Here is a 14,379-nt window from a genome sequence, read left to right as displayed (position 1 = left end):
CGGTGGGCTGGACGTCAGGCCGTGCGGGTCGGATGGCCGTAGGGGGCGGGCGGGGGACTCGGGGCCGAGAGGCGCTGCGGCTCGCGCCGCCGGGCGAGCCACAGCACGAGCGCGGCGTACAGCAGGTCGGTGGTCATGGCGGTGAGGGCCAGCGACCAGGGCGCGTCGGCCGCGGTCTCGTCCGATGCCAGTCCGCCGACGACCGCGGCGGACACACCGAAGGCCAGCAGGTTGTTCAGCACGTGCAGGGCGATGGCCGCTTCGAGCCCGCCGGTGCGGATCGTCAGCAGACCCGCCACGAAACCGTTCACCAGCAGCCCGAGGAAGCCCCACCGGGTACCCCAGCCGTGAGCGGCGGCGAACAGTGCGGCCTGCGGGACCACCGCGAGCCACGGGGAACGCAGGAACGCCCCGACCGCCTGCAGCAGCCAGCCGCGGAAGACGTACTCCTCGGCCGCGGCCTGCAGCGGGACGAGGACGGCCAGCACGGCCAGCGCCACGAGGAAGGAGCGCCAGCCCACCCAGGTGTCGGACTCCTCCGAGCCGCCCGGCAGGAAGAAGGAGATCACCGTGAGCAGGAGGAGGGGCGGCAGCCCGGCCAGCAGACACCACCCGAGCCAGCCGATCCGCAGCCGTCCGGTGACCGACGTGACGGTCCCGGCGGCCCGTCTCGCCGGCCACAGGGTGGCCAGCAGCACCAGGGGCAGGGCTGTCGCGATCGACACGAGGTCCGTCGCGGTGTTCCCGAGCGGCCCTAAGTCGGCACCGCCGTCGGGCAGTTCGGGGGCACCGAGCGCCGTCCCGAGCCCGTAGGAGAGGCCCAGCAGCACGAGCAGGATCACGAAGTAGGCGAAGGCCAGCAGCACCGTGCCGACCACCGGCCGCCACCAGCGGTGACGGCCGGTGGTGCGGTCCAGGCGGTGGTACGGCTGAGGGGTGGGGTCCGGGGCAGGGCCGACGGGGTGCGCGGTGGGGTAGACGGGGTAAGGCGACGCGTTTGTCATGATCGGCATCATGGCAGCGCCGGTCGGGCGGGCCACAGGCGTTCGCGGGCTCTCCGGCGCGTGTCGGCGGGCTCTCCGGCACGTGTCGGCGGGCCGGATAACCGGGTAGCGCCGGACCCGTTGTCAGGCCGTGTACGCCCCCACCAGGAGGCCCAGGAACGCCCCCGCGATCAGGAACGGGCCGAAGGGGATGGCTGTCTTGCGGGTGGCCCGGCGGGTGATCACCAGGCCGGCGCCGTACAGAGCGCCCAGGAGGAAACCGGCGAACGTGCCGAGCATGACCGTCGGCCAGCCGTACCAGCCGAGGGCCGCGCCGGTGCCCAGGGCGAGTTTGACGTCGCCGAAGCCCATGCCCGCGGGGTTGACGAGGAACAGGACGAAGTAGCCGCCGCCCAGGGCGAGGGAGCCGAGCAGGGCGGTCGTCCAGTGACCCGCGTGTTCGGGGACGAGGGCGGTGAGGCCGAGCAGGGCCAGGGCGGCCGCGGCGAAGGGGAGGGTGAGCGGGTCGGGCAGGCGCCGTACCCGGAAGTCGACGACCGTGAGCAGCACGCCGACCGGGGCGAGCAGCAGCCAGACCCCGAGCTCGGGGCGTGTGTCGGTCGCGGCGGCGAGGAGCGCGCAGACCAGGGCGGTGGCGATCGCGAGGGTCGTCGTACGCGGTCCGTACCCGGCCTCCGCGCACTGCGGGCAGGCCGCCCGCCCCAGCCAGCCCCTGACGGGGTGCCCTCCGGGGCACTCCTTGTGCCACGCCTCCCCCGACGGCGCCGAGAACCGGTAGGCGGCGCGCGGCAGCAACGCTCCCGCCGCCGCACCCCACAGCGCGGCGACGAGGACCAGCAGCCCGGTGCTCATCCCACCGCGGCGATCGCGTCACGCCACGTCGGCAGCAGCTCGTCGAGCAGTGCCTCGGTGCGCGGCGGCAGCCCGCGGGCCCCACTGCGGCCGACGAGGTCGGTGGCGAGTCCGGTCAGCCGCTGCGTGTCGCCGGTGGCGTGGGTGGCGCGCAGCAGCTCGTGCCACAGCCGCTCGTCGGCCGGAGCGGTGCGCAGGGCCGCGGTGAGCGCCTCGATGGCCTTCTCCGCGCGGTCCTTCTCCATGTGGAACTCGCTCAGCGCGAGGCCCGTGTCCGCGACGAGCAACGGCAGCTGGGCGTCGACGATCTCGTGGGAGAGCCACTGGTAACGGCCCTCGGGCCGGTCCGCGAGCAGCGGCCCGCGCACCAGCACCAGCGCGTCGGTGAGCAGCCGCCCGCGCACGGCCCGGCTGCCGGCACCCCGGCCCTGCGTGGCCTCGTGGTACAGGGACCGCAGCACGTCGAGGTCGGAGACGACGGACTTGGCGAGGGTGAGCCGCCCACTCGCGTCCCTGCCGAGGCGGGGCGTGCCGTCGGGGTCGGTGCCGAGCCAGTCGCGCAGCCGGTCGAGCAGCGCGCCGCGCACGTCGTCGGTGACACCGCGCGGCCACAGCGCCGAGGACAGCACGCGCGGGTGCACGCCCTCGCGGTGCAGGAGCAGCAGGGCGAGCGCCTCGTGCAGCAGCGCGCTGCGCTCCCCGTCCGGGTCGTCCAGCCCGATGATCTCGTACGGCCCGACGAGCCGGGCGTACACGGCCGGACGGCCCTGCTCGCTGATGTCGACGAGGAACGGCGGGGCGGTCGCGGGCCCGTCGCCCTCGCGCTCCGGGTCGGCCTCGACGAACAGCTCGACCACGGCCCGCTGCTGGGCGACCGGCAGCAACTGGGCGTCCAGTTCCAGCCCGAGGAGCGGAGCGAGCAGCTTGCCCTGGCCGGTGATCTCCATCTCCCAGGCGGCGCCCGGCAGATCACCGGTCTCGGTGCCGACGAGGTAGCCGATGCCGAGACGGCTCGCGTCGGCGGCGAGTTCGGCGAGCTTGACGGCGTCCTCGGCGGACGGGTGGGCGGCGAGCAGGACCAGGTGCGGGGCCCAACGGGTGTGCTGGGCGGGCCCGGTGCGCCCGGTGAGGACGGAGTCGTGCCCGGCGGCGCCCAGCGCTCCGCGCCGCTGCCGCGTCTCGGCCTCCATGGTCTCGACGAGGGCCTCGACGTCCTCCAGGTGCCGGATCCGGTTCGGGGCGAGGGGCGTGAGGTCCTCCCCGAAGCCTACGAGCGTGATGGTCATGCGGTCCGACCACCCGTTGGTCGCCAACTCGGCGGCCACGGAAGCGAAGACGGCGGCCCGGTCGGCCTCCCGGCCGCTCAGCGAGACGATGCCGGGCACGGCCTCCAGGTTGAGCAGCAGCCGCGAGTCGTCCATGGTGCCGAGGCTGACGAGACCGGGGTAGGGCGCGGCCGTGTCGACGTCCTCGTAACGCTCGGCGTCGGTGCGGGAGAGCATCCAGAACGTCTGGTCCTGCCCCTGCTGCCAGGGGGCCGGGGGCTTCCCGGCGGGCTGGGCGAGCTGCAGGTGCAGGTCGCCGTTGGTGAGCCAGGCCGCGTAGACGACCGGCAGCGCGCGCGACTCCTCCGCGAGGGAGGCGGCCAGACCGCGCAGGCTCCGGTCCAGCAGCCGTACGCCCTCGGGGTCGGCGCCGACGAGGAGGGCGTCCTGGACGTCCTGTGCGTCACCGCTCGGCGTGGGCGGCTCCATGCCGCGCCGTCCGCCGACGGCCCCGAACGCCGACTGCCACAGGGCCTGCCGGCGGCGCCGCCCCAGGGCGCCGAGGAGGCCGGCGGCGAGGAGGGGCGCGGTGAGGAGGGCTTCGGGCAGGCCGAAGGAGCTGTCGGACTCGGCGCCGACGGCGGTGGCCTGCTGGTGCGCGGTGCCGTCGTGGGCGGGCCGATGCCGGTCGGGGACGGAGACCTGGGTGGCGCCGCCGTGTGCCTGGTCGCTTCCGCCCTGGGCTCCGCCGTGTGCCTGGCCGCTACCGCCCTGGGCTCCGCCTCCGCCCTGGGCGTGGTCGCCGGTCTGGGCGTAGTCGCTGATCTGCTGCTGCACCTCGGGCGACACGTTGGGCGCCTCGTCGGGCATCTCGACGAGTTCGCCGCCGCGGGCGTCGCCCGGCATCTCCATGATCCAGCCGGGCCGGATGAGGCTGGCTTCGGAGAGCCTGGACCCGTCCGGCTGCACGCGGTCCTTGTTGAGCTCGAAGATCTCCTTGTAGCGGCGCCCGTCGCCGAGGTGACGCTGGGCTATCTCCCAGAGGGAGTCGTGGTGACGGCCCTCGGGCGGCTGGATCCGGTAGAACTTCGTGTCGCCCTGCTTGGCGGTGCTGCCGCCGGCGTCGGCGTGGGCGGCGGCGTGCGAGGCCTGCTCGGCGAGGGCGGCCGCGGCGCCTGAGGCCTGCTCCTGCTGCTGGGCGAAGAGGCCCGGGGTGGCCTGGGCGGCGGCGACGGTCGGCTTCTGGTTGGCGTCGTAGCTGTTGCCGAGCTGCGACAGGCCCGGTGTGAAGCTGGCGGCGGTGGCGCCGACGAGCAGCAGCGCGGCGACGAGCTGACGTGCGAGCAGCTGGCTCGGCCCGGCGCCGGGCACCCGCCCCGGCACGCCGACACCCGACAGCGCGGCCTTCATCTCCACGAGCACGCACGCGGTGAACTGTGCCCACGCCAGCCACACGATGACGGTGAGGATGTTCAAGAACGTGTGAACGGTGATCTCTTGCTGCAGCCAGTCGAAACTGGGCACCCCGTCCGGCAGCGGCCACCCGATCTGCGTGGCCAGCGCGCCCGGCACGCCGACGAGCAGCACGGCCAGGGCGACGAAGGCGAAGAACGCCTTGACGAAGTCCCCGACCGACCGCCGCCGGATCCGCACCGGCTGCGGAGTCCGGTTCCTGGGGGCGGCCGTGGTCCCCGTCGTTCCCGTCGTACTTCCCGTCGAGCTTGACGAGCTTGAGGTGCGGCGTCGCGGCATGGCGGGTGTCCTGGGGTCGTGTGTGGAGTGGGTGGGGCTGGGCTGTGGGGTGGGGGTGTGCTGAGCCTACAGAGATCTTATGGACTCTTATGGAGGGCGTCGAAGGGCGGATACAGCGGCAGAGGCACCCGCGTTGACCGATGCCTCAAATTGCGCCCGCTAAGCCCGTATTGCGTCTGCCCTGTCGCCCAGGGGCACGCCGACCCCGGACGCACCTACGGTCTCTTCCCGTGGCGTCCGCCACACCACACTCCTCACATCCCCCACACAATCCCCCACCAGCGCCCCAGCCCCTCTCACCCGCCCCTGATAGCTTCGTTCCCTGTTGCACACAGCCGACCCCGGGGGAGAACAACCGTGGCCCGCCGCGCACTGCCTTCTATCGCCACCGCGCTCACCGCCACGGCGGCTCTGCTTCTCACCGGGTGCGGTGGGGGTGACAAGTCGTCTTCGGATGACATCAAGGGCGCGGATTCGGGGTCGGGGAACCCGTCCGCCTCAGCGTCGGCGGCGTCCGGCACCAAGCGTCCCGTCATCAACCTGCCGGACAGCTTCAAGGCGGACTTTGCCGGCTGGACGAACAGCGATCCCCATCTGCAGACGGCGCTGAACGACGGCAAGGAACGCCTCAGGGCGTCGTACGCGGCAATCATCGCCGGCGACCCCGAGTTCAGTGCGCTGTCCTTCTACAGCGGAACCTCCGCGATGAGCACGGGATCCGAGTGGGTCAAGGAGTACAAGGGCCTGACGATCGTCGGTGAGGTCAAGGCCTACAACCCCGAAATCTCTTACATCGGGGATACCAAGAAGCGCGCCCTGTTGGTCTATTGCGTGGACGAGGGCAAGGGCTACAGCAAGGATCTCAAGACCGGCGAGAAATCCGGCACCCCCAAGGGCGAATCCCCGCTGGTCCAATACCGGACGAGCCTCGGCGAACAGGCCGACGGTGTCTGGAGGACCATGACGGTGGAGACCCAGCCGGGGGATTGCTGACCGTGAACATCACGCGCAGGACCACAGTCGGGCTGCTCATGTCACTGACGCTGGGAGCCGCCCTGCTCCCGTCGTCCGCGTCGGCACTCGGTAAGCCTGGTCACGAAGGGCAGTCGAAGTCCCCGTCCGGAGGCAAGGACGGCAAGAACATCTACGCCTCCGCCACCTACTCCACGATCAAGGTCCGCCAGGTCAGCGGCCCCACCGGAGGCAAGCGCGGCAGCCTCTCCTCCGTGGACGTCAACTGGAAGCCCCCGGCCTGCTGGTACGAACCGGTCTTCACCGGGCAGGAGCTGAAGGACTTCGTGGACAGCACCGACGGCAACGGCGACGTCGGCATCCACGAGTCCTGGTTCGGCAAGGGCCTGTGGACGGACCACTACCGGGACGGCAAACCGGACACCAACTTCGACGACACGTCCAGCACCGCCGAGGGCTACAAGAACTACAACATCGGCAAGGACGGCTACTTCTGGCGCAGCGTCGCACCGGACGACAGTGATCCCGAGTCCTGGGACTGCGGCAAGATCATGTTCTGGCAGGACGCAAACGTGGTGCCGAAGGTCGCCCACGCCCCCACGCCGAAGATGCTCGCCGAGTACGCCTACAACAAGGTGGAAGTCCCCGGCACTGAGATCGAGGTCAAGCCCACCGCCAAATCCACGGTGAACCTGCCCACTTGGGTCTGGCTGGACAAGGGCACATTCAAGGAGATCAAGGTTCGCGCCGACCTCCCCCGCACCAACCTCTGGGCCGAGACGACCGCCCAGCCCGTCGCCCTCCACCTGGACCCGGGCACGGAGGACGCCACCACCTTCCCGGCCTCCGGTGACTGCAAGATCAACGACGACGGCTCGATCGGTACACCGTACGAGAAGGGCGACGCCGACAAGACCCCGCCCTGCGGCATCACCTACCTCCACGCCACGAACGGCACTCCGTACCACCTGAAGGCCTCCATCACCTGGAAGGTCTCCTGGGAAGGCGCGGGCGGCGCCAGGGGCGACCTCCCCGACGGCACCTTCGAAACCACCCAGGACGTGAACGTCCAGGAGATCCAGTCGGTCAACCGCTGAACCCGGCACCCGCCGGTCCACGGACCGACGACCGCGTTGGCAAGGAACCCCGTCAATGCCTCAGCCCGTCGACCCTGGTCAGTCCCTTGAACAACTCGAGGGACGGCGCTGGCCGGATCCGCCTCGGGACACGACCTCACTGGTCAGAAGCGTGCATGGGCTGCGCCGTCGCCCCATCGGAACGCTGGAGCCGGACGAACTGGCTCGGTTGATCAGTCAGGACGTCGGACTGCCGTGGCTGCTTCCGCTCGCCGTGGAGATCCTGCGGGCCACGGCCCCCGGTCAGGCAGCCGGTGGGTGGTATGACGACGACCTGCTGTACGCGGTGGTCACCAGGCGGCCGGAGGTATGGGCGGACGCCCCGGACCTGGCACGTACGCTCAAGGAGGCCGTGACGATACTGACCGATCTCTCGCGTTACGTGAAGGATGAGGTCGATGGTTTCCTCGCCTCGGCCCCGGAGGACACCTGACGTCACGCGAGAGCTCGATGACGAACCCGCCAGGAGCAGCCCCTGTCGACGTGGGGCTGGTGGTGAAGGAGAGCCCGGGCCGGGGTACGGTCCGGACGATAGACGGGCGTTGGGTGTCGGGGGGACCGCCGGATGGGCAAGGGCAAGAGCGACCTCGCGCTTCCGCTGCCCGAGTTGGAGAGCTACGGGCGCCGGCTGCGGTCCATCAAGACCCGGCTGAATCACACCAAGAAGCTCTTCGAGTCGTACAAGGACGATATCGGTGACGGCAGCGTCAATGACGCGCTCGACGATGTCGAGTCCAACTGGGAAGACGGGCGTGAGGACATCACGCAGCAGCTGGACGCGCTGGCGAGTATGTCCGATGCCGTGGTGCGCGAGTTCAAGAAGCTGGACGACGAACTCGCCAAGAAGGTGAACGACGCCGTGAAGACCGAGGACAAGCGGGGCGGTAAGGGCCGTGAGGGGAACGGCGGGGGCAAGTAGATCCCTGCCCAGAAATGCGAAAAGGCCCCGGGACAGAAGCCCCGGGGCCTTTCCATGTGTGCGTCAGTGCGAGACGGCCGCGTTGAGGTGCAGGTCCGCCGCGACGCCCTGCGGCGAGACGGAGAGGCCCACGCCGCCGCCGACGCCGGTGGTCAGGCCCGCGGCGGTGGTCTCGACGTAGAGACCGGCAGCGGCGCCGGCACCCGCGGCAACGCCCGCCTGGCCGCCGGCGATGGTGTCCAGCTCGGCGTCGGACATCTGGGCGGTCTCGATCTGCGGGGTGAAGGCCATGGGAGGCGGTTCCCTTCGGTTCAAAATTCGAAATCCTCGAGCGCGACGATCAAAGCACGCCGGAGTAGGGGCGGCCAGCCGGTGCCCAGTCCGTGGATGGGAAAGCGCACGGAAAGCGGGGGGTGAATTCATGGGTGTGACCATTCGGTCACCGAGGGACTCACAGCCTTCACGCCGTCTACCGTTCCGCGATACAGGAATGAAGCGGGCGGCCCGGTGAGCGGGCCGAGCTCGGCTGCTTCCCCACTCCATCCCGACCTCACAGTGAACGGTGTGCAGATTCGCGGGATGTTCCGGATCGGCTCAGCCGACCTCGTTCTCCGCCACCGCCTGCCCGTGGACCACCACGTCACCGCCGTAGAACATCCCCGTGAAGACCGGGGAGTACGTCAGCTGCACCTCGACCTCGACCTGCTGGGCGTTGGCCGCCACGCAGTGGGTCGCGCCGATGTCCGCGCCCGTCATGTCCATCTCGCGGGCGAACGCCTTCACGCGGGCGTTGCAGTTCTCGAAGTTGATGGGGGCGGGGCCGCCCTCGTTCTCGTAGAGAGCATCCCGGTCGATGTCCTGGGCCGCGTAGCGGGCGGCCTGTTCGGCGATGTCCGCGGCCCGTTCCCGCTTGGAGATGGACAGGCCGCCGTCGATGACGAACGCGGAGAGGGAGAGGAAGACGAGCGTGAAGATGATGACCGCGCCGGCACCCGAGCCGCGGTCGTCCAGACGCGCGCCACGGGCCGTCCACCACGACCGCCAGGAGGACCGCAGGTGTCTCACGCCGACCTCCGGAACGGGTCGAGCGGGGAGCTGAAGCTCGCCGACAGCGTCGTCGGGACGTCGAGGCCGAGCATGGCCAGACCCCGTACCTGGCAGCTCACCTCGACCGTGAAGATGGTGTCCGGTTCGAAGCCCTGGCTGGTCTGCGTGACCGACACCGGGCCCGAGCAGACGTCCGCCAGGTTCGCCTCCGCGGCCTTCTTGGCCTCGGCCATCGCCGTCGCGTGGTCCTTCTGGATCGAACCCGCGCGGGCCGCGTCCCTGGCCGCGCCGTCGAGCGCTCCGCGGCCGTCCACGAGCTGGCCGAAGGCCACCAGGACCAGGATGAACAGGATCATCACCGGTGCCAGGATGACGACTTCGACGGTGGACAGGCCGCTGTCGTCCGCGGCCCGGCCGCGCTTGGGGAAAGGAGGGACGGACATTCAGTTGCCCTCTTCCTGGACGAAACGCTCCACCGGCCCCGCCGACTGCGCGTGCACGGTCAGATCCAGCCCGGGGAACACCGTCGGGACCCGGGCCGCGATCTCCACGCCCACCGTGTTCTGCTCGGGCTGCAGCATCGTCACGTCCGGGGACAGCACCAGCTGGGGGCCCAGCTGCTGGATGTAGCTGTCCACCACGTCCCGCGCCTCGCCCCGCCACGCCCCCGGCTGCTCGTCGGCCGTGGCCCGGGCCTTGCGGGCTCCGGCCTGGGCCGCCGCCTGGGCGACGTGGTCCGCGAAGAAGTACAGGGCGAACTGCACGGTCGCGAAGATCATGAAGAACAGGACCGGGGTGAGCAGCACGAACTCGATCGCGGTCATGCCTGAATCGCCGCGGGTGGCCGCCCGTTTCCGTGCGGCCCGCGCCCAGCGGCGTACCCGTCTGCTGACGTCTGCCGGCATCCCCGTGAACCCCGTTGCTCCTGCTCCTGCTCCTGCTCCTGCTCCGGATGCTCTCGAGGCGATCAGCAGGTCTTGCCCGCGTCGGCGCCCTTGATGCAGTCGCCGACCTTGTTGGCGCCCTCGCTGAGCGCGGCGTTGATGATGGCGGCCACGACGCCCACGATCGCCACGACGACCGCGGAGATGATGACCCACTCGACCGCGGAGGCACCGCGGTCCAGCTCGCCGGAGCGGGCCCGCTCGGTGCGGGCCTGGAGGAAGGTGACGAGGAAGTCCACGGCGGGGATGCCGGTGTGGAAGTTACGTCCGTTCATGACGTCTTGTCCTTTCGAGTTCAGGTCACGGAGGTTCTGGAGTTGTGAAGGTCGCTCACTGCGAGCTCCCTGCGAGCTCACCGCAAGGCTCGTGCACGGCTCACTGCACCTGGAACACCCGCATCGCCGCCGGAAAGATCAGGAACACCAGGAACCCGGCGCACAGCAGCAGCTGGGCCACGAGCATCGACTGGGACTTCTCGCCCGCACTGCCCTCGATCTCGGCGAGTTCGCGGTGGCGCATCGTCTCGGCGCGGGAGGCGAGCGACTCGCGGACCTTCGCGCCGTCGTCCGCGACCAGGGCCAGGGAGGCGGAGAGGTCCTTCAGCTCCTCCACGCCGATCTCCTCGCCGAGCGCGCCGAGCGCCTGCCACTGGCTGACGCCGGTGATGCGGGCGTCGGCCAGGGCGTTGCGGATGCGCTGGTTGGCCCAGCCGTCGGAGACCTCGGCCGCGGCCATCAGGGCCTCGGGCAGACCACGTCCGCCGGCGAGGCTCATCGACACCAGGTCCAGGTAGGCGCCGATCACCCGCCGCAGGTCGCGCCGCTTCTCGGCGGCGTCCCGCCGTACTTCGAGGTCGGGCAGGAAGAAGAAGACGACCGCGAAGAGCAGGGCCAGCCAGACCGGGATGATCGGGCTGCGGCCGAAGCCCAGCGTGTAGACGATGGCGAACAGGAACGGACCGAAGAACAGGCCCGCCACGCCCAGCAGCACCTTGGTGGCCAGGAACTTCTCCCAGCTGCGGTCCAGCACCGCCAGGTCCGCGCGCAGCGAGCGCTGCTCCCAGCCCTGCTGGAGGTAGAACTCCGAGACGCGCAGGCCGACTTCGGCGCGCAGCGCGCCCAGGCGGCCCTTCTCCCGCTCCACGCGGGCCGACTCGTAGGCCGAGCCGCGGGCCCGCATCGCGTCGATCCGCGCGACCTGCGAGATCGCGCTGCGCTTGCTGGGCATGAGGGCGCGGACGAGGGCGTAGATGCCCAGGCCGATGACGGCGCCGACGACGAGCGGCATCGTGAGGTCCATCAGCGCGCCCCCTCTTCCTGCGGCAGCCGCTGCTGCGACTGCGCCCCCGACGGCGTCCTGGGGCGGACGAACTGGACGGATGCCTCGTCGCGGACGAGGAAGCGCTCGGGCGTCTCGATGGTGGACAGCTTGCGCAGCCACCAGAAGCCGAGCGCGAACAGGCCGCAGACGCAGGCCAGGACGAGCTGGCCGACGGCCGTCCCGTACGGCGCCACGAAGTCCCGGTTGAAGATGGACAGGCCGAGGACGAAGGCGATGGAGACGGCGACGACGATCTGCACGGACCTGCGGGTCGACGCGCGCTGGGCCATGACCCGCTGGCGCATGTCGACCTCCTCGCGGGCCGACTTGGCCAGGGCGCCCAGCACTTGGCGCAGACCCGGGCCGCGCAGGCGGGCGTTGAGGATGAGGGCCGCGACGATGATGTCGGCGGAGGCGTCGTCGATCTCGTCGGCGAGCTGCTGGAGCGCCTCGGGCAGCGGGGTGCGGGCGCGCAGCCGGTCGACGAGGGCGTCGAGGTGGGGCCGCAGGACGGGCGCCGCGGCGCGGGCGGAGGCCGGGATGGCCTGCTCCAGGCCCACGGCGCCGGCGATGGTGTCGCGCAGCGACTCCGTCCAGGAGGCCAGGGCCTCCACGCGGCGCATGGCGGCCCGCTCCTCACCGGCGCCGCCGAAGAGACGGTCCCAGAAGAAGACGAGGACACCGGCCGCGATTCCCGCGACGGCCCAGCGGGTGAGGACGAGAACGACCAGGCCGACGATGGCGGCGAGCGAGCCGCGCTGCCCGGCGAAGCGGATCAGTTCGCTCGCCCGCTCGGCGGCCTTCTGCTTCTCGTGGTCGGGCTTGGCGGGCAGCCCGCGGATGGCGATGAGGAGGAGGGCGAGCCCGCCGCCGACGGCGACGCCGCTGCCTATCGAGTACAGGACGGTGGTGGAGAACAGGCCGCCCATGGAGCCGAGCGAGCCGAGGGCCGCGAGGTTCGTGGTCATTCCCGGCTCACCCCCAGGTCCCGGTCGGCCGGTAGCCGTGTGCCATCAGTTCCTCCAGGCAGGCGATGGGGGCGTGCGGCACGATCCGGCCGTCGGGGGCCTCCGCGAACACCTCGCTGGACAGCACGCGTCCGTCCACGCCGTTGACCTCGCGGACGGAGGTGACCATGCGCTGGAGGCGGCCGCCGTTGCCGTAGTTGTTGCGTCGCTGGATGAAGACGACGAAGTTGACCGCGCCCGCGATCAGCATCTGGCTGGCCTCGATGGGCAGTCGTTCCGTGGCCTGCAGCGCGTAGGTGGAAATACGGTTGAAGACCTCGTGCGAGCTGTTGGCGTGGATCGTGGACAGGGAGCCGTCGTTGCCCTGCGACATGGCGTTGAGCATGGTGACGATCTCGTCGCCGAGGACCTCACCGACGATGACGCGGGAGGGGTTCATACGCAGCGAGCGCCGCACCAGTTCCGCCATCGAAATGGTGCCCTGCCCCTCGGAGTTGGGCAGGCGTTCCTCGAAGGCGACGACGTTGGGGTGCAGGTCGGGGAAGGTGTCGAGGCCGAGTTCCAGGGCCCGTTCGACGGTGATGAGACGCTCGTGGGGCGGAATCTCGTTGGCGAGGGCCCGCAGCAGCGTGGTCTTGCCCGCGTTGGTGGCCCCGGCGATCATGATGTTCTTGCGGGCCCGGACCGCGCAGGCCATGAAGTGCGCGACCTCGGGCGACAGGGTGCCGTTGCCGACGAGGTCGGAGATGAACACCTTGCCCATGCGCGCGCGTCGGATGGACAGGGCCGGGCGCCGGGTGACGTCCATGACGGCCGACAGACGCGAGCCGTCGGGCAGGCGCAGGTCGAGCTGCGGGTTGGCCGAGTCGAAGGGGCGGGAGGACAGACCGGAGTACGCGCCCAGCACCTGGATGAGCTCGATGAGCTCCTCGTCGGTCTCCGCGACCGGGTCACCCTGCTCCTCACGGCCGTCGGCGTAGCCGATGAACACCTGGTCGCAGCCGTTGATGTCGATGTTCTCGACCTCGGGGTTGTCCAGCAGCGGCTGGAGCCGGCCGACGCCGAACAGCGCGGCGTGCACGGCGGCCGCGTACTGCTCCTCGGTCTCGGCGTCCAGCGGCGTACGGCCCGCGTTGATCTCGGCGCGGGCGTACTCCTCCAGGATCTGGGCTATGACGGCGCGGGCGTACTGCCGTTCGTCCTCCGTGGACATCGGCGTGACGCCCGCGACCTGGTCCTGCCGGCGCTGCTCGGCGATGCGGTCGCCGGCGTCCTGGCGGAACCGCTTGACCAACTGGTGGTCGACAGCGGTCATGCGCCGGCCCCCGCGTGGCCCTGCATCTGGCCCGGGGCGTGCGGGGCGTGGTGGGCCTGGTTGGCCTGGGCGGAGGCGGCCCAGGCGGCGCCGTACTGCTGGTAGAGGTCGGCGGCGACCTTGCGGGCCGAGCGGATCAGCAGTGACTTGTCGAGGCGGCCGCGCTTGCGGCCGGCCAACTGGTCGGCGCCGGCCGGGTCGTCGGCGATGGTGCCGACCACGCGGGCGCCGGTCTGGGCGTGCACCAGCATGTCGTTGACCTGGGAGGCGAGCTTGCCGGCCGTGCCCGTGTCGGCGATCAGGACGACGCCGATCATCGGGGTGCCGAGGCTCGCGGCGCCACGCGATCCGCCGTGCAGCTTCCCCGCGAGGGCGGCGGCGCGGTCGCGGACGCGGGCGATGGCCTCGGGCTCGGTGCGCGAGACGAGCAGCACGAGCGCGGCGTGCGGGAACAGTTCGACGGCCGGGGTGTCACCGCTGATGCGTCCGCAGTCGGCGATGACGTCGGCGGCGGAGTGCGGGGAGTCGGCGAGGGAGTTGAAGGCGTGCCCGAGGGTCGGCCACAACCCTGCGAGCCCGGCGGCCTGTTCGGCGATCCCGAGTCCGACGAGGACCTCGAGCCCGCCGCTCAGCGGCTGTACGTGGTCCCAGAGCTGGTCGGGCACGAGGCCGCGGCGCGCGGTGGCGGCGATGGACAGCATGCCGGTGTTGGGGTTGAGCGGGCCGCCGTGCGCGGCGGCGCTGCGGTAGACGAGGTCACCGCCCGCCGGGTCCGCCTCGGCGAGCAGGACGCGCCGCGGCCAGACAGCCGCGAGTGCGACGGCAGCGGTGGTGACGCCGGGGGAACCCTTGTCGGCGGCGAGAGCGATGAGCGCCATGGGGTGG

16 protein-coding genes are annotated in these 14,379 nt (G+C 71.2%); 4 read left to right on the top strand and 12 right to left on the bottom strand.

Annotated elements, in window-relative coordinates; all coding sequences use genetic code 11:
• Positions 1–14: 14 nt before the first annotated feature.
• The 3 genes from AB0B29_RS05235 to AB0B29_RS05225 all read right to left on the bottom strand — a co-directional run bounded on the left by AB0B29_RS05235 (position 15) and on the right by AB0B29_RS05225 (position 4,873).
• Positions 15–1,004: a CPBP family intramembrane glutamic endopeptidase gene (locus AB0B29_RS05235; RefSeq protein WP_362234249.1), complete on the bottom strand. Its 990-nt coding sequence runs from the start codon at positions 1,002–1,004 to the stop codon at positions 15–17.
• Positions 1,005–1,127: 123 nt separating this feature from the next.
• Positions 1,128–1,856 carry a prepilin peptidase gene (locus AB0B29_RS05230; RefSeq protein WP_362234246.1) on the bottom strand — a complete coding sequence of 243 codons (729 nt, stop codon included), beginning with the start codon at positions 1,854–1,856 and terminating at the stop codon, positions 1,128–1,130.
• On the bottom strand, positions 1,853–4,873 hold the full coding sequence (locus AB0B29_RS05225; RefSeq protein ID WP_362234244.1) for a BTAD domain-containing putative transcriptional regulator: 3,021 nt from the start codon (positions 4,871–4,873) through the stop codon (positions 1,853–1,855). Before AB0B29_RS05225 ends, AB0B29_RS05230 begins: the two co-directional genes overlap by 4 nt.
• A 357-nt stretch (positions 4,874–5,230) precedes the next feature.
• Between AB0B29_RS05225 and AB0B29_RS05220 the strand changes: the two genes are divergently transcribed.
• From AB0B29_RS05220 to AB0B29_RS05205, 4 genes are all read left to right on the top strand, one after another.
• Positions 5,231–5,866: a hypothetical protein gene (locus AB0B29_RS05220; protein ID WP_362234241.1), complete on the top strand. Its 636-nt coding sequence runs from the start codon at positions 5,231–5,233 to the stop codon at positions 5,864–5,866.
• Between the two features lie 38 nt (positions 5,867–5,904).
• Positions 5,905–6,942 carry a hypothetical protein gene (locus AB0B29_RS05215; protein WP_362234239.1) on the top strand — a complete coding sequence of 346 codons (1,038 nt, stop codon included), beginning with the start codon at positions 5,905–5,907 and terminating at the stop codon, positions 6,940–6,942.
• Between the two features lie 55 nt (positions 6,943–6,997).
• Positions 6,998–7,414 carry a contact-dependent growth inhibition system immunity protein gene (locus AB0B29_RS05210; RefSeq protein ID WP_362234236.1) on the top strand — a complete coding sequence of 139 codons (417 nt, stop codon included), beginning with the start codon at positions 6,998–7,000 and terminating at the stop codon, positions 7,412–7,414.
• A gap of 132 nt (positions 7,415–7,546) precedes the next feature.
• Entirely contained in the window at positions 7,547–7,900 is a 354-nt protein-coding gene (locus AB0B29_RS05205; protein ID WP_362234233.1) for a hypothetical protein, read from the top strand.
• A 63-nt stretch (positions 7,901–7,963) separates the two neighbouring features.
• Here the strand turns inward: AB0B29_RS05205 and AB0B29_RS05200 are convergent, their stop codons facing one another.
• The 9 genes from AB0B29_RS05200 to AB0B29_RS05160 all read right to left on the bottom strand — a co-directional run bounded on the left by AB0B29_RS05200 (position 7,964) and on the right by AB0B29_RS05160 (position 14,372).
• Positions 7,964–8,191 carry a hypothetical protein gene (locus tag AB0B29_RS05200; RefSeq protein ID WP_362234231.1) on the bottom strand — a complete coding sequence of 76 codons (228 nt, stop codon included), beginning with the start codon at positions 8,189–8,191 and terminating at the stop codon, positions 7,964–7,966.
• A gap of 303 nt (positions 8,192–8,494) precedes the next feature.
• The gene (locus tag AB0B29_RS05195; RefSeq protein ID WP_362234228.1) at positions 8,495–8,965 is read right to left on the bottom strand and encodes a pilus assembly protein TadG-related protein; all 471 of its coding nucleotides are present in this window, start codon (positions 8,963–8,965) and stop codon (positions 8,495–8,497) included.
• Positions 8,962–9,390: a TadE/TadG family type IV pilus assembly protein gene (locus AB0B29_RS05190; RefSeq protein WP_362234225.1), complete on the bottom strand. Its 429-nt coding sequence runs from the start codon at positions 9,388–9,390 to the stop codon at positions 8,962–8,964. The genes AB0B29_RS05195 and AB0B29_RS05190 overlap by 4 nt, the downstream gene beginning before the upstream one ends.
• The gene (locus tag AB0B29_RS05185) at positions 9,391–9,852 is read right to left on the bottom strand and encodes a TadE family protein (protein ID WP_104787420.1); all 462 of its coding nucleotides are present in this window, start codon (positions 9,850–9,852) and stop codon (positions 9,391–9,393) included.
• 62 nt (positions 9,853–9,914) lie between these two features.
• On the bottom strand, positions 9,915–10,166 hold the full coding sequence (locus tag AB0B29_RS05180; RefSeq protein ID WP_010041603.1) for a hypothetical protein: 252 nt from the start codon (positions 10,164–10,166) through the stop codon (positions 9,915–9,917).
• Between the two features lie 100 nt (positions 10,167–10,266).
• On the bottom strand, positions 10,267–11,190 hold the full coding sequence (locus AB0B29_RS05175; RefSeq protein ID WP_358564105.1) for a type II secretion system F family protein: 924 nt from the start codon (positions 11,188–11,190) through the stop codon (positions 10,267–10,269).
• Positions 11,190–12,140: a type II secretion system F family protein gene (locus AB0B29_RS05170; protein ID WP_351625683.1), complete on the bottom strand. Its 951-nt coding sequence runs from the start codon at positions 12,138–12,140 to the stop codon at positions 11,190–11,192. Before AB0B29_RS05170 ends, AB0B29_RS05175 begins: the two co-directional genes overlap by 1 nt.
• Before the next feature lie 46 nt (positions 12,141–12,186).
• The gene (locus tag AB0B29_RS05165) at positions 12,187–13,494 is read right to left on the bottom strand and encodes a CpaF family protein (RefSeq protein WP_362234222.1); all 1,308 of its coding nucleotides are present in this window, start codon (positions 13,492–13,494) and stop codon (positions 12,187–12,189) included.
• The gene (locus AB0B29_RS05160) at positions 13,491–14,372 is read right to left on the bottom strand and encodes a hypothetical protein (RefSeq protein ID WP_362234219.1); all 882 of its coding nucleotides are present in this window, start codon (positions 14,370–14,372) and stop codon (positions 13,491–13,493) included. The genes AB0B29_RS05165 and AB0B29_RS05160 overlap by 4 nt, the downstream gene beginning before the upstream one ends.
• Positions 14,373–14,379 lie beyond the last annotated feature (7 nt).

The organism is Streptomyces tibetensis, from assembly GCF_040647715.1.
In the GTDB taxonomy this organism is placed as follows: Bacteria; Actinomycetota; Actinomycetes; order Streptomycetales; family Streptomycetaceae; genus Streptomyces; species Streptomyces tibetensis_A.
Note: the sequence above shows the minus strand (reverse complement) of the source record. Positions and strands in the feature narration are given on the sequence as shown.

What these genes read in the sequence shown, in the direction of transcription:
- AB0B29_RS05235 (WP_362234249.1), bottom strand. Translation starts at nt 1,004, where the DNA reads ATGACAAACGCGTCGCCTTACCCCGTCTACCCCACCGCGCACCCCGTC.
- AB0B29_RS05230 (WP_362234246.1), bottom strand. Translation starts at nt 1,856, where the DNA reads ATGAGCACCGGGCTGCTGGTCCTCGTCGCCGCGCTGTGGGGTGCGGCG.
- AB0B29_RS05225 (WP_362234244.1), bottom strand. Translation starts at nt 4,873, where the DNA reads ATGCCGCGACGCCGCACCTCAAGCTCGTCAAGCTCGACGGGAAGTACG.
- AB0B29_RS05215 (WP_362234239.1), top strand. Translation starts at nt 5,905, where the DNA reads ATGTCACTGACGCTGGGAGCCGCCCTGCTCCCGTCGTCCGCGTCGGCA.
- AB0B29_RS05210 (WP_362234236.1), top strand. Translation starts at nt 6,998, where the DNA reads ATGCCTCAGCCCGTCGACCCTGGTCAGTCCCTTGAACAACTCGAGGGA.
- AB0B29_RS05205 (WP_362234233.1), top strand. Translation starts at nt 7,547, where the DNA reads ATGGGCAAGGGCAAGAGCGACCTCGCGCTTCCGCTGCCCGAGTTGGAG.
- AB0B29_RS05200 (WP_362234231.1), bottom strand. Translation starts at nt 8,191, where the DNA reads ATGGCCTTCACCCCGCAGATCGAGACCGCCCAGATGTCCGACGCCGAG.
- AB0B29_RS05190 (WP_362234225.1), bottom strand. Translation starts at nt 9,390, where the DNA reads ATGTCCGTCCCTCCTTTCCCCAAGCGCGGCCGGGCCGCGGACGACAGC.
- AB0B29_RS05185 (WP_104787420.1), bottom strand. Translation starts at nt 9,852, where the DNA reads ATGCCGGCAGACGTCAGCAGACGGGTACGCCGCTGGGCGCGGGCCGCA.
- AB0B29_RS05180 (WP_010041603.1), bottom strand. Translation starts at nt 10,166, where the DNA reads ATGAACGGACGTAACTTCCACACCGGCATCCCCGCCGTGGACTTCCTC.
- AB0B29_RS05175 (WP_358564105.1), bottom strand. Translation starts at nt 11,190, where the DNA reads ATGGACCTCACGATGCCGCTCGTCGTCGGCGCCGTCATCGGCCTGGGC.
- AB0B29_RS05170 (WP_351625683.1), bottom strand. Translation starts at nt 12,140, where the DNA reads ATGGGCGGCCTGTTCTCCACCACCGTCCTGTACTCGATAGGCAGCGGC.
- AB0B29_RS05165 (WP_362234222.1), bottom strand. Translation starts at nt 13,494, where the DNA reads ATGACCGCTGTCGACCACCAGTTGGTCAAGCGGTTCCGCCAGGACGCC.
- AB0B29_RS05160 (WP_362234219.1), bottom strand. Translation starts at nt 14,372, where the DNA reads ATGGCGCTCATCGCTCTCGCCGCCGACAAGGGTTCCCCCGGCGTCACC.